This is a genomic window from Microbacterium sp. Bi98, assembly GCF_918698045.1.
Lineage (GTDB): Bacteria > Actinomycetota > Actinomycetes > Actinomycetales > Microbacteriaceae > Microbacterium.
In genome coordinates this window covers 19,427-33,435 of the sequence record NZ_CAKKLK010000005.1, presented here as the reverse complement: position 1 = coordinate 33,435, position 14,009 = coordinate 19,427, and the positions used below count along the sequence as shown (strand labels likewise).

Below are 14,009 nucleotides of genomic sequence, written 5' to 3'. Positions count from 1 at the left end.
CGGATACTGGAAGAGACGGCCTCGAGCGCCCACGCCTCCGCACCGCGCGGCAGACCGCTCGGGCGCCAGGAAGAAGAAGCACATGAAAGCTCTCCGTTACGTCGAGATCGGCAAGCCCCCTGTCGTCGTCGACATCCCGATTCCTCAGCCCGGCCCCGGTCAGGTTCTGCTCAAGATCACTGCGGGCGGCGTCTGCCATTCCGACGACTACGTCATGGGCCTTCCTGAGAAGGACTACCTCGAGCAGAGCTATCCGCTGCCCCTGACGCTCGGCCATGAGGGCGCAGGCATCGTGCACGAGATCGGAGAGGGCGTCGACTCGACGCTGAAGGTCGGCGACGCCGTGGCGGTCTACGGTCCGTGGGGCTGTGGCCGCTGCCACAACTGCTCACAGGGCATGGAGAACTACTGCACCAACGCCGCGGCTGAGGGCATCCGCCCTCCCGGCCTCGGCAGCCAGGGTTCGATGGCCGAGTACATGATCGTCGATGATGCCCGCCACCTCGTGCCGCTCGGCGACCTCGACCCCGTGCAGAACGTCTCGCTGACCGACGCCGGCCTCACCCCGTACCACGCGATCAAGCGCTCACTCCCCAAGCTCGGCGCCGGCACCTTCGCCGTCGTCATCGGCACCGGCGGGCTCGGCCATGTCGGCATCCAGATCCTGAAGGCGATCTCTGGCGCCACCGTCATCGCCCTCGACGTGAACGACACGAAGCTCGAGCTCGCCACCGAAGTGGGCGCAGACCACGTCCTGATCAGCGATGCATCCGCCGCCGACAAGATCCGCGAGATCACCGGCGGTCTGGGCGCCAACGCCGTGTTCGACTTCGTGGGCGCGAACCCGACGATGGCCCTGGCGCAGAGTGTCGCCGCACTCGATTCCGACGTGACGATCGTCGGCATCGGCGGCGGAACCATGTCGCTCGGCTTCGGCGCGATCGCCTACGACGCCGCCGTGCGAATCCCCTACTGGGGATCGCGCTCGGAACTGATCGAGGTGCTCGATCTCGCGCGCGTGGGAAAGATCCACGTGCAGACCGAGACGTACTCGCTCGACGACGGCCCGAAGGCGTACGAGGATCTCGCCTCGAACAGCATCCGCGGCCGCGCAGTCATCGTCCCGTAGACGGCGCTTTCGCACAGCGGCCGCTCCGTCTCACAGGCGGGGCGGCCGCTGCTGTCTGCACCGCCGATCGAGCACCGTCACCGCGCTGAAGCGCCGGTGAGATCTCGGTGTTCGCGGGATCACCGAGGCGATCCCGCGTCAGGCCCGCTCGAGCACACCCCGCACACTGGCCTCGGGCGACAGGTCGATGCGCCGGAGCAGCTGCGCATTGAGCGCGACGACGATCGTCGAGAGCGACATCAGCACCGCTCCGACCGACATCGGCAGGACGAATCCCACGGGTGCCAGGATGCCGGCGGCGAGCGGCACCGACAGCAGGTTGTATCCGGCCGCCCACCACAGGTTCTGCCGCATCTTGCGGTATGCGGCGCGGGAGAGCTCGATGACCGAGATCACCGACCGCGGGTCGGAGCTCGCGAGGATCACCCCGGCCGAGGCGATGGCGACATCGGTCCCGGCGCCGATCGCGATGCCGACGTCGGCCTGAGCGAGGGCGGGGGCGTCGTTGACGCCGTCGCCGACCATCGCGACCTTCTTGCCCTCTGCCTGCAGCTCCTTCACCTTGGCTGACTTGTCTTCGGGACGCACCCCGGCGAACACCCGGTCGATGCCGAGCCGGGCTGCGACGGAATCGGCCACGGCCTGGGCGTCGCCGGTGATCATGACGACCTCGACGCCGAGGCGGTGGAGCGCGTCGACCGCCTGCTGAGACTCCGGTCGCACCTCGTCGGCGAGCTTCAGACCGCCGGCCACCTGTCCATCGACGGTCACGTGCAGGATGATGGCACCCTCGTCTCGCCACCCGTCTGCGGCGGAGATCTCTCGGCCGCCCACCTCGTCGAGGAGCTTCGGCCCGCCCACGCGCACCTCTCTGCCGTCGACCGTGGCGGTCACGCCCACGGCAGGCGACGACGTGAACCCGGAGGCCTTCGAGAGCGTCAGCCCTCTCTCCTCCGCCGCGCGCACGATCGCGCGAGCGAGCGGATGCTCACTGTCGGCCTCAGCCGAGGCGGCGAGCGCCAGCAGACGATCGGCGTCGATCTCACCGGTCGGCTCGACGGCGGTCACGGTCGGCGCGCCCTTCGTCAGCGTGCCCGTCTTGTCGAACAGCACGGCGTCGACGGTGCGCATGCTCTCGAGCGCGAGGCGATCCTTGACGAGCACCCCGCCCCGGGCTGCGCGCTCGGTCGCGATCGACACGACCAGCGGGATCGCGAGGCCGAGCGCGTGCGGGCAGGCGATGACGAGCACGGTGATGCTGCGCACGACCGCGGCATCCGGATCCCCGACGAGAGTCCACACCAGCGCGGTCAGAGCGGCCGAGAGCAGCGCGAACCAGAACAGCAGGGCGGCTGCGCGGTCGGCGATGCGCTGCGCCCGCGACGAGGAGTTCTGTGCATCGGTCACCAGCCGCTGGATGCCGGCGAGCGCGGTGTCATCCCCGGTGGCGGTGATCTCGACCCGCAGACCTGAGTCGGTCGCGACCGTGCCCGCGGTCACCGTGTCACCGGTCGCACGGGTGACCGGGCGGGACTCGCCTGTCACCATGGACTCGTCCATGGCGGCTGTGCCGTCGATGATGCGACCATCGGCCGGAATGCTCGCCCCGGGACGGATGACGACCACGTCGCCGACGACGAGATCGGCGGGTGCGACCGTGACGATCTCGTCGCCCTCGACCCGTTCGGCCTCGTCGGGCAACAGCGCCGCGAGGGAGTCGAGCGCCGACGTCGTCTGCGCGAGGGACCTCATCTCGATCCAGTGGCCCAGCAGCATGATGACGATGAGCAGTGCGAGCTCCCACCAGAACTCGAGCTCGTGATGGAGGATGCCGAGCGTCGCGCCCCATGAGGCGAAGAACGCGACCGTGATCGCGAGGGCGATCAGCAGCATCATCCCGGGCTTGCGGGCCTTCAGCTCGCTGATCGCCCCGGTGAGGAACGGCCATCCGCCCCAGACATACATGACGGTGCCGAGCACGGGCGAGATGAACCGGGCACCTCCGGCGACGTCGTAGCCGAAGATCATCGCGAACATCGGCGAGAACGCCACCACCGGCACGGCGAGCAGGAGATTGACCCAGAACAGGCGACGGAACTGACCGACGTGGTCACCGTGCCCACCATGCCCGCCGCGCCCACCATGTCCACCGTGCCCGCCGTGGTCCGCGTGCTCGCTGTGAGCCGCGTCCGCGTCCCGAGCGTGATCGTCGTGCGAGACCTGGTGGCCTCCCCCGGGGGTTCCGTGCGCGTCGTGTGCAGTCATGGGTCCCGTCCTCCCGTACCGGGTGTCGTTCTCAGTGTGTCTCGGCGGTCGCCGAGAGCCTAGGGGTCACCGCGTCGCGATGCTGCGGAACCCGCGCAGACGCAGGCTGTTGCCCACGACGAAGACGCTCGACAGCGCCATCGCCGCACCGGCCAGCATCGGGTTGAGCATTCCCAGCGCCGCGACCGGGATGGCCGCCACGTTGTAGGCGAAGGCCCAGAACAGGTTGGTCTTGATGGTCGAGAGCGTCGCCCGCGAGAGCCGGATCGCGTCGACCGCGCTGCGCAGATCACCGCGCACCAGGGTGATGTCGGACGCCTCGATCGCGACATCCGCTCCGGTGCCCATGGCCAGGCCGAGGTCGGCCTGGGCGAGGGCGGGTGCGTCGTTGACGCCGTCGCCGATCATCGCGACCGTCTTCCCCTCACCCTGCAGGCGGGTGATGACCGCGACCTTGTCTGCCGGGAGGACTTCGGCGATGACCTCGTCGATGCCGACCTCCGCGGCGATCCGCCGGGCGACGGCCTCGTTGTCTCCGGTGAGCAGGATGGGCGTCAGCCCGATCGCCCTGAACCGGGCGATCGCCTCGGCACTGCTCGGCTTCACGGTGTCGGCGACGACCAGGATGCCGCGAGCCAGGCCGTCCCATCCGACCGCGACGACCGTCTTGCCCTCGCCCTCGGCGCGGGCCTTCGTGGCGGCGAGCTCGGGGCTCAGCGCCTGCGCCCACTCGGCGAGGAGCGAATCCCGGCCGACGATGACGGTGTGGCCGTCGACGACGCCCTGCACGCCCTTGCCCTCGATGTTCGCGAAGTCCTCTGGTGCGGGCAGTGCGCCTATCTCCTGGGTCGCGCCCTTGGCGATCGCCTGCGCGATCGGGTGCTCGGAGGCATCCTCCAGCGCACCGGCCAGCCGCAGGAGATCCGAACGGTCGGTGCCCGGCTCGACGAACACGTCGACGAGCGTCATCCTGCCGGTGGTGACGGTTCCCGTCTTGTCGAGCACCACGGTGTCGACCGTGCGAGTGGACTCCAGGACCTCCGGCCCCTTGATGAGCACTCCCATCTGCGCTCCGCGGCCCGTGCCGACGAGCAGCGCGGTGGGCGTCGCGAGGCCGAGCGCGCAGGGGCACGCGATCACGAGCACGGCGACCGCCGCGGTGAACGCCGCCGTCATGGGGAACCCGGCGCCGAGCCAGCCACCCAGCGTGACGACGGCGATCACGATCACGATCGGCACGAAGACACCCGAGATGCGGTCGGCGAGGCGCTGCACCTCCGCCTTCCCCGTCTGGGCGTCCTCGACGAGCTGGGCCATCTGCGCCAATTGCGTGTCGGAACCGATCCGGGTGGCGCGAACCACGAGCCGCCCACCGACGTTCGCCGTGGCGCCCGTGACGGCGTCGCCCTCGGCGACCTCGACCGGCACGGCCTCGCCCGTGAGCATCGACGCGTCGACGGCCGACGTGCCCGACACCACGATGCCGTCGGTCGCGATCTTCTCACCGGGCCGCACGACGAATTCGTCTCCCACCTGCAGGTCCTCGACCGGGATCTTGGCCTCGACCCCACCGCGCAGCACGGCGACGTCCTTCGCGCCGAGCTCGAGCAGCGCACGCAGCGCCGCGCCGGCCTGCTTCTTCGACCGCTTCTCGAAATAGCGCCCGGCGAGGATGAACATCGTGACACCGGCACCCACCTCGAGGTAGATGTTCGCCGCTCCATCGGACGGAGCGAGCGCGAACTCGAAGGGATGGGTCATGCCCGGCGTGCCGGCCGAGCCGAAGAACAGCGCGTACAACGACCAGAGGAAGGCGGCCGATGTGCCCAGGGAGATGAGCGTGTCCATCGTCGCAGTGCCGTGGCGGAGGTTCATCCAGGCCGCCCGGTGGAACGGCCAGGCCGCCCAGAGGATCACGGGAGCGGCCAGTGCGAGCGACGCCCACTGCCAGTACGTGAACTGCAGCGCGGGGATCATCGCCATGGCGATCACCGGCACGGTCAGCACGACCGCACCGATCAGGCGAGTGCGCAGCGAGCGAAGCTCCGGGTCCTCGGCGTCGAGATCTCCGGCGTCACGCACCACCCCCTTCGGGGCAGGCAGCGACGCCGAGTAGCCGGTCTTCTCGACCTCGGCGATCAGCGCGGCCGGGTCGTACCCCTCGGGAACGGTGACCTTCGCCTTCTCGGTCGCGTAGTTGACGGTCGCCACGACGCCCTCGAGCCTGTTCAGCTTCTTCTCGATCCGCATCGCGCAGGACGCGCAGGTCATCCCGCCGATCTCCAGCTCGAGACCTGTCCCCGTGGTCGGGGGTGCTGACGTGGTCATGTTCGTTCCTTCTGTGCGATGTCGTTGTGGGTCGCAGCGGGCAGCCGCGGTGGGGGCGATGAGCGACGGTCAGTGCGCGTCGTCGTGCGAGTCGCCGTCGGATTCGGGCGCGCCGTCAGCCGGAGCGGCATCGAGCACGAACGCGGCGGTGTGCACGGCGCCGTCGACCTGGAAGTCCAGGTACAGCAGGTAGCGCCCGGCAGTCGGAGCCTCGGCGGCGAACGCGATCTCCGGCCCCGACGTCTCGCCCGGTGCGGGTTAAGCGCCCGCGGCGTGCACGTGCAGGTAGGCGAGGTCTCCGTCCCGGAGTGCCACGAGATGCCCGAACGCCCCGAGATACGGCTGCAGAGCGGTGACCGGCCGGCCGTCGCGGGTCACGGTGAACGTCAGGTCGCTCACCGCCCCGGCCTCGAGAGCCCCGTCGACCGAGACCGTATAGCCGGCGACCTCGGCGACCTGCGTCGGCTGCGGCGCGACGGGTGCGAACTCGCCCGCCACCTCGACGGTGCGCGCGAGAGTGAGCGACGGCGCATCGGCGCCCGCCGGCGTGAAGTCCGCGAAGACGCGGTATGCGCCGGCATCCGTCCACTCCCACGGCAGCGACCAGGTGCCGGTCGACTCATCGAGCACCGGATGCACGTGGCGGTACTGGCTTCCGTCGGAGCGCACGACGATCAGGTGGAGCTGCTTCTCGTGCGCGGTGGCATACGCCGTCACCGGGATGCCGTCTGCGTCGTCGATCCGGAACGCCAGCTCACCGGGTTCTCCCGTCGATGTCGGGGCCTCGACCGGCGACATCGTGTAGCCGTCGAGCCCGAGGGAGAGCCCCTTCAGGTCGTCCGCCGGAGCACTCTCGCCCTCGCCGGAACCGGCGGCACTCGCATCGTGAGTGTCGTGTTCGTCCATCTCCGCACCCTTCGTCCAGTCACTCACGGCACTCGCGGGGACGATGACGCCGGCGAGGCCGAAGGCCGCGCCGAACGCCACCACCAGGCCGGCCCCGAAGAGGCCGAGCCGTGCGCCGGAGTTCATGACGTCCGCACCGCCGAATAGCCCGCCTCGGCGACGGCTGCGAGGATCCGCGTCTCGTCGATCGGGGCGGATCCGGTGACGACGAGCGTGCCGTTCTGAGCGCTCACCTGGACGTCTTCGACGCCGGGAACTTCGGAGACCTCTTCGCGGACCGACATCTCGCAGTGGCCGCACGTCATGCCCGTCACCTGGAACTCGTTCTTCGTCATCATGTCTCCTTGTCTTCGTTCTAGTACCCCAGGGGGGTATTAGACACAAGCGTATACCCTCTCCGGGTATTCCACGATGGGCGCACGAAAATCGCACCGCACGAACCGGCCGTGCGGTGCGTGCGGTGCGTGCGGTGCGTGCGGTGCGTGGGAGTGCGGGCGCGTCAGCGCGAGGAGATCGCCAGCTCACTCAGGCGCGGCGGGTTCGCGCCGCGCCGGGACACGGTGACGGCCGCGCCGGCGAGCGCGGCCTCGGTCACGCGTTCGAACTGCGTCAGATCGCGAGCGTCGGGATGGAACGCGTCGCCGGCGAGCGCCGGCACCAGACCGTCGGAGACCACGCCGTGGATGAGGCCGGACATGAAGGAATCGCCCGCACCGATCGTGTCGACCACCTGGACCGGCGGCGCCTCTCTCTCGACCGGCCCCGCTCCTCCCTCGATGAGCGAGACGCACCCGTCACCTCCCCGGGTGACGACGGCGAGCCGCGCACCCAGCGCGATCACCCGCGCGAGCACGTCATCGATCGGGCATCCGGGATACAGCCACTCGGCATCCTCATCGCTGAGCTTCACGATGTGCGACGCCGCCATGATCGCCTCGACACGCTCGGTCGCGGCCGCGCGCGGCCCGAGAAGCTCGCCCCGGATGTTGGGATCGTAGGTGCGCAGAATGCCGTCGGGCACCGCGTCGATCATCGCGCGGACGACATCCGCTCCGGGGTCGAGCACCGCGCCGAGCGAGCCGACATGCACCACGTCGACGCCGGCGGCCTCTGCGATCGCGACCTCCGCTGACACATCCCACTCGATGTCGAAGTCGTAGGCCGCAGCCCCGTCGGCCCCGATCACGGCGACGGCGCGGGACGTGCGCTCCCCTGCTCTCATGCTCGTCGGCACGACGGCGACCCCCTCCCGGGCGAGGTGCTCGCCCAGCATCCGTCCGTGCGGGTCGTCACCGATCCGCGTGAGCAGTCTCGTCGCGAGCCCGAGACGAGAGAGCCCCACCGCCACGTTCATCGGCGATCCGCCGGGGTGGGGCACACCGCCGACGACGTCGACGAGCGCCTCCCCCACGACGAGGCACCGTGCAGTCGTCAGCACGTCAGCTCGGCGACGGCGGCACGGGCGTCGAGGAGCGCTCCCCCCGAGGCCTCCAGCACGCATGAGCGATGCGCAGCGGCAGGGATCAGCGCCGTGAGCACCCGAACGCCGTCCTCCGCGAAGAGCTCGAGAGACGACACCCTGTCGTTCAGCCGATCGATCCAGATCTCCCAGTCGATCTCGTCCGGGCGAGTGGCGGGCATCGACATCGACCCGCCGACCCCGGCGGGAGGGATCAGCTCGGGGCGGACGACGTCGATGCGCCCGCTCGCGCGGTCCTGACGGATCACGACCCCACCCGCATCCACGCCCTCGAGGCGCAGTTCGACTCCTCGCGCGTCTCCGAACGCCGCCGAGACCCTAATCCGCGCGGCATCCGGCAGCTGCTCGGACACCGTGGTCGGGCCCGTCATCGAGCCGAGCTCGGTGAACTCGACGGGTGCGGCGTCGACCGCCGGCGCCTGGCGCAGACGCACCACGCCACTGCGGTCGCGGGTGAGCGAGAGCCGTCGAGGGAGAGTCATCGCGGTGCGGTACTCGGACGAGTCGTCCTGGGGGATGCGGCCGGCGTACTCCCAGTTGTCCATCCACGCGATCAGCGTCCGCTCGCTCTCGGCGAGGCCGTCGAAGGTGACACCGGCGTAGCAGTCCGGGCCGAAGTCGATCCAGCCGTACGCCTCGAGCTCGTCTCGTGATTGGCTGCGGTCGACCATCAGCCGCCGCGAGGGAGTCGGATGCGGTGCGCTCGCGCGGAACGTCGTGCCGTCGAACTCCCCCACGACGTAGTGGGTTCCCGATCCCCCCGCGATGCCCCCGGGGTTGAGGCTGATGAGCAGCACCCACCGCGAGTCGGTCTCATCGCCGTCGACGGCGAGCCGGAACATGTCGGGGCACTCCCAGACCCCGCCGACGGGTCCCGCGGGGCCGTACGACGAGAGATACGTCCAGGTCGTGAGATCGTCGGACCGGTGGAACAGCACCTGCCGGTCGTGGGCTTCGACCGCGACCATGACCCAGTACCCGCCGTCGGCGTCGTCGTAGCGGAACACCTTGGGGTCGCGGAAGTCGCTGGTGCCACGGTCGAGCACCGGGTTGCCCTCGTACTTCGTCCAGACGTATCCGCCGTCGGTGCTGTACGCGAGGGCCTGGGCCTGATGCCCTGCAGCGGCCGCCGTGTAGAGGGCGACCAGGGCCGGCTCCTCGGCGGTGCCGAATCCCGAGGTGTTGCCGTGATCGACCACGACGGAGCCGGAGTAGATCTGCGCCGCGTCGTCCGAGAGGATGGCCGGCTCGTGCTCGGTCCATCGCGCGAGATCCGTGCTCGTCGCATGCCCCCAGCTCACGTTCGAGTGCGAGATCCCGTGCGGGTTGCACTGGAAGTACAGGTGGTGGATGCCGTCGTGGAAGACGAGTCCGTTCGGATCGTTCATCCAGTTGTTCCGCGGCGCGAAGTGCGTGCGCGGGCTCGTGGTGCGGACCGGAGGAGAGTCAGTGGGGGTCACCGGGGTAGTCGTCTTTCTCTGTGGTGGGGGCGTGCGTCACTTGCCGACGCCGGCGGTGAGTCCTTCGCGCAGCGGCTTCTGCCCGAAGAAGAACACCAGGAGTGCGGGGATCATCGAGAGGATCACTCCGGCGAGCACCGTCGACACGCTGCCCGTGCCGAGGTTGCCCTGCAGTGTGACCAGACCGAGCGGCAACGTGAAGTTCTGCTCGCTGATCGTCATGATCAGCGGACGGAAGAACTCGTTCCAGTGGTAGTTGAAGGCGAGGATACCGACGATCGCGAGACCCGGGGTCGCGAGCGGCAGGTAGACGCCGAAGAACGTGCGCCAGGGGCCCGCTCCGTCGAGCTGGGCGGCCTCTCCCAGCTCGGTCGGGATGCCCATGAAGTACTGCCGCATCAGGAAAGTGCCGAATGCCGTCGGGAGCGCGGGGACGATGAGCGCGAGCAGCGTGTCGGCGAGGCCCATGCCCCTCACGAGCATGAACACGGGGACGATCGTCACCTGCAGCGGCACCATCATCGTCGCGAGGATCAGGGCGAACAGCAGCTTCTTGCTGCGGAACTCGAACTTCGCGAACACATACCCGGCCATCGCGGCCGAGAGCATCTGACCGGCGGCGACCAGCACCACCACCAGGGCGCTGTTCCATGCGTAGAGCCAGATCGGGATCTTGGCGAAGACGTCGGCGAACGCATCGAACCCGACGCTGACCTCCTGGGTCACGGGGTCGGTCGGCGAGAGCGCCGTGATCAGGGTCCAGACGACGGGACCGATGGTCAGCAGGGCGGCGAGCCCGAGAAGGGCGAACTTTCCGCCGGTGCCGAGGGTGTAGAGCCAGGAACGCTTCGAAGACACTGTCGTGGTCATGATGGGCCTCACCCGTAGAAGACGAATCGGCGGCTCAGCCGGAACTGGATGGCCGTGACGAGCATGATGAGAAGGGTCAGCACGATGCCGATGGCCGATGCGCCGCCGAAGTCGAGCTGTCGGAACGCGGACTCGTAGATCACCATCACCGCGGTGCGGGTCTCGTCGCCGGGACCCCCTCGGGTCAGCACCCACGGCTGGTCGAAGATCTGCAGCGCGTTGATGATCGCCATCACGGATGCGACGAGCAGGGTCGGGCTCACCAAGGGCAGCGTGATCATGCGGAACTGGGTCCACCCGGCCGCGCCGTCGAGGGAGGACGCCTCGTAGACCTCACTCGGGATCGCCGCGAGACCTCCGATGAAGAGCAGGAACGTGAACCCGAAGTTCTGCCACACGTAGACCAGCAGCACCACGACCTTGGCACCGAGGCCGGTCGTCAACCAGCCGACGTCCGCGATGCCGATCAGGTTGAGCGTCTGATTGACGAGCCCGAACTCCTGATTGAACAGGTACGCCATGATCAGCGAGACGGATGCCGCCGACAGGATCAGCGGGAAGAACAGCGCCGACCGGAAGAACGTGCGCAGCCAGTTCGGCATCCTGGACTGGACCAGCACCGCCAGCACCAGAGCCACCGACAGCTGCAGGATGACAGCGATGACGACGAAGCCGATGGTGTTCAGGAACGAGACGCTCACGGTCGGGTTCGCGGCGAGGTCGACGAAGTTGTCGAACCCGACGAACACCGGGTCGGAGATGATGTCCCAGCGGAAGAACGCCAGGACGAACGATCCGATGATCGGCACGAAGTTGAACAGGCCGAGCCCGATCAGCGTCGGCGCGAGGAAGACCCAGGTGAAGACGCGCCCCGATCGGGCGACCGTGCCGGTCTCGCGACGCAGCTTCGTGGGCACCGTGACGGTGCGGGTGCTGCTCTCGGACATCAGTTGCCCCCCAATGCGAGCTCGAGATCTCGCTGCATGGTCTCGAGTCCTCGGCGGACGCCGGACGGACCGTTCGTGATGGTCGACACCACGTTCTTCAGCAGGGCGGATTCGACGGCCGCCTGCTGGGGCGGTGCCGGCATCGGACCCGTGTCGGGGAACTTGTCGAGCGTGTCGTAGAAGACGTCCCAGTGCGCCGGCCCGACTCCCGCGCCGTAGAGCTTGGCGTTGAGTGAGCGACGGGGGAGCGACGAGTCGGGTTTCGAGTGCGCGATCGTCATGCCCTCGACCGAGACGCAGTACTTGAGCCACTCCCACGCCTCGTCCTTGCGCGGCGAGGTCTCCATGATCGCGTAGCCGCCCGCGCCGAACTGGTGCCGCTGCCCCGCCATCCTCGGGAAGTAGGTGACGTCGTAGGCGTCGTTCGCGACGCCGGCCTCCTCGAGGCCGCGCACCCAGAAGCCGCCGGCCGGGGTCATCCCGACGGAGCCGGTGGAGAACAGGGAGACCAGCTCGTTGCCGCCGCCCTGCGCCGGGTTCGCCGCGAGCCCTTCCGAGACCATGCGCTCGAGCACCGAGAAGCTCTCGACCGCATGCTCGTTGAGCGCGTCGGCCTGCTTCCACACGTAGCCTCCGCTGCGGGCCGGCTGATCCGGATAGAAGCGGTCCCAGAGCCAGTCGCCGCCGGTCGCCTTCTCCTCATGCAGGAAGCTGGTGTTGTTCACATACAGCCAGGGCACCACTCCGCCCCACAGCCGGTTGTTCCAGAAGTACGGCAGGAACTGCCCCGAGGCGCTCTTCTTCATCGCGCGGGCGGTGCCGAGGAAGTCCTCCAGCGTCCAGTTGTCCGCGGGACGCTCCAGCCCCGCGCGCTCCATGGCCGTCGTGCTGTAGAACACGTTGGCGGCGTTGAAGTTGTCGGGCATCTGGAAGAGGCTGCCCTGATACATGAACGCCTCGATGAGGGTGGGGTTCACGTCATCGAAGTACTCCTGCATCTCGGACGCGTCACGACGCACGAAGTCGTCGAGCGGGTGCGCGAGGCGCGAGGCGAAGAGCTGCGCCCCCTCGGTCGCGACGGTGACGACATCGGGTGGCGTGCCCGCGGCGATCATCGTGAGGATCTTCGCGAAGTACTCGCTCCAGTCCTGACCCTGGATGGCGACGATGCGCACCTCGACGCCGGGGTGCTTGCGCTGGAAGCCGTCGATCAGCGACTGACGAGCCAGCGCATCCTGCGCGGTGCCGAAGAGGGCGACCGTCAGAGTGTCCTTGCCGCGCCCGGGGATGTCCGATCCGGTGAGCCTCGGCCACGAGACGACGGTGCCGACGATGCCCAGTCCGATCGCGCCGAACAGAGCCCTGCGAGTGAGATCAACCACGATGTTCTCTCCTGTGTGATGACTTCGCGGCACGGATCGAGAGTCCCGGGCTGCGATGCTAAATTGATTCAGCATCGCCGAGAGTAGCATCGTCGAATCGCGGTCGCAACGATTTTGCTAAATCAATTCAACACGGGTGGTTTCGGGGCTCGGCATCCACTGCCTATGCTGGATCGCAGCGACTGGAGGACGCCGATGCCGAAGAGAGTGGATCGCAGACCGACGCTCGCCGACGTCGCGGCGCTCTCGGGCATGTCGAAGGCCTCGGTGAGCATGATCCTCAACGATCGACCGGGGTCGCGACTCTCCGTCGACGCGGCGCGACGGGTCAAGGCCGCCGCCGAGGAGCTGGGCTATCGCCCGAATCCCGCGGCTCAGAGCCTGCGCCTGGGCAAGACGAAGACGCTGGGTTTCATCTCCGACCAGATCACCGTCACCCGCTACGCCTCCGAGATGATCCGCGGCCTGCTGTCGGCGGCGAAGGAGCACGGCCACACCGTCCTCATCGCCGAGACCGAGGGCGACGACGCGACCATCGCCGACGAGATCCAGGCGATGATCGACCGCCGGGTCGACGGCATCCTGATCGGCCTCCTCGGCGCCCGCATGATCGAGGTGCCCGAGACGCCCGCAGACGTCCCCGTCGTGATCGTCAACGGCACGTCGACGACGGGTCACCCCTCGGTCCTGCCCGACGAGCGCGTGGCGGGCCACGCGATGGCGCGCCTGCTCACCGATGCCGGGCATCGCCGTGTCGGCGTGATCGGCAACAATCCCCGTGCGGTCTCGTCCCCCGTGTACTCGGTGACCATCGGCTCGCGATTCGACGGCATCCGCGCCGCGTTCGCCGAGGCGGGCGTCGATCCGCTCATCATCGACGTCCCCGAGTGGAACCCCGACATCGGATACACGCGGACCCTGCAGATGCTCGACGCGCACCCTGACCTCACGGCGATCCTGGCGGGCAACGACGGCGTGGCGTTCGGCACGTACCAGGCGATCGCCGAGCGAGGGCTGAGGGTGCCGGACGACATCTCGGTCGCCTCCTTCGACGACGAGGAGCTCGCCAGCTTCCAGCGGCCGGGGCTCACGACCGCCCGGCTCCCGTACGACGTGATGGGTCGCACAGCGGTCGAGATGCTGCTCGGCGAGCGGCCGCTCGACGCCGTGCTGATCCCCATGCCGGTCATCGAGCGGGCGTCGATCCGCCGTGTGAGCTGACGCACAGCGGTAACCTCGTTC

At 68.8% G+C, this 14,009-nt stretch carries 11 protein-coding genes; 2 read left to right on the top strand and 9 right to left on the bottom strand.

The window, feature by feature from the left end; translation table 11 throughout:
• Positions 1–82 precede the first annotated feature (82 nt).
• Entirely contained in the window at positions 83–1,129 is a 1,047-nt protein-coding gene (locus tag LQZ85_RS09655; RefSeq protein ID WP_056276273.1) for an NAD(P)-dependent alcohol dehydrogenase, read from the top strand.
• 138 nt (positions 1,130–1,267) lie between these two features.
• On the opposite strand, the gene LQZ85_RS09650 is transcribed toward LQZ85_RS09655, so the two are convergent.
• From LQZ85_RS09650 to LQZ85_RS09610, 9 genes are all read right to left on the bottom strand, one after another.
• Positions 1,268–3,394, bottom strand: a complete 2,127-nt coding sequence (locus tag LQZ85_RS09650) for a heavy metal translocating P-type ATPase (RefSeq protein WP_056276270.1) — start codon at positions 3,392–3,394, stop codon at positions 1,268–1,270.
• Positions 3,395–3,460: 66 nt separating this feature from the next.
• Positions 3,461–5,722, bottom strand: a complete 2,262-nt coding sequence (locus LQZ85_RS09645) for a heavy metal translocating P-type ATPase (RefSeq protein ID WP_230100838.1) — start codon at positions 5,720–5,722, stop codon at positions 3,461–3,463.
• Between the two features lie 258 nt (positions 5,723–5,980).
• Positions 5,981–6,754: a heavy-metal-associated domain-containing protein gene (locus tag LQZ85_RS09640; RefSeq protein ID WP_230100837.1), complete on the bottom strand. Its 774-nt coding sequence runs from the start codon at positions 6,752–6,754 to the stop codon at positions 5,981–5,983.
• Positions 6,751–6,963, bottom strand: coding sequence for a heavy-metal-associated domain-containing protein (locus LQZ85_RS09635; protein ID WP_056277661.1), 213 nt, complete (start codon positions 6,961–6,963; stop codon positions 6,751–6,753). The genes LQZ85_RS09640 and LQZ85_RS09635 overlap by 4 nt, the downstream gene beginning before the upstream one ends.
• A 164-nt stretch (positions 6,964–7,127) precedes the next feature.
• Positions 7,128–8,066 carry a carbohydrate kinase gene (locus LQZ85_RS09630; RefSeq protein ID WP_056276263.1) on the bottom strand — a complete coding sequence of 313 codons (939 nt, stop codon included), beginning with the start codon at positions 8,064–8,066 and terminating at the stop codon, positions 7,128–7,130.
• On the bottom strand, positions 8,060–9,568 hold the full coding sequence (locus LQZ85_RS09625; RefSeq protein ID WP_230100836.1) for a glycoside hydrolase family 32 protein: 1,509 nt from the start codon (positions 9,566–9,568) through the stop codon (positions 8,060–8,062). The genes LQZ85_RS09630 and LQZ85_RS09625 overlap by 7 nt, the downstream gene beginning before the upstream one ends.
• A 36-nt stretch (positions 9,569–9,604) precedes the next feature.
• Positions 9,605–10,438: a carbohydrate ABC transporter permease gene (locus LQZ85_RS09620; RefSeq protein WP_056276257.1), complete on the bottom strand. Its 834-nt coding sequence runs from the start codon at positions 10,436–10,438 to the stop codon at positions 9,605–9,607.
• 8 nt (positions 10,439–10,446) lie between these two features.
• On the bottom strand, positions 10,447–11,385 hold the full coding sequence (locus LQZ85_RS09615) for a sugar ABC transporter permease (RefSeq protein ID WP_200955147.1): 939 nt from the start codon (positions 11,383–11,385) through the stop codon (positions 10,447–10,449).
• The gene (locus LQZ85_RS09610) at positions 11,385–12,767 is read right to left on the bottom strand and encodes an extracellular solute-binding protein (RefSeq protein WP_056276254.1); all 1,383 of its coding nucleotides are present in this window, start codon (positions 12,765–12,767) and stop codon (positions 11,385–11,387) included. The genes LQZ85_RS09615 and LQZ85_RS09610 overlap by 1 nt, the downstream gene beginning before the upstream one ends.
• Positions 12,768–12,962: 195 nt before the next feature.
• On the opposite strand from LQZ85_RS09610, the gene LQZ85_RS09605 reads away from it, so the two are divergent.
• Entirely contained in the window at positions 12,963–13,988 is a 1,026-nt protein-coding gene (locus LQZ85_RS09605; protein ID WP_053098481.1) for a LacI family DNA-binding transcriptional regulator, read from the top strand.
• Positions 13,989–14,009: the final 21 nt, after the last annotated feature.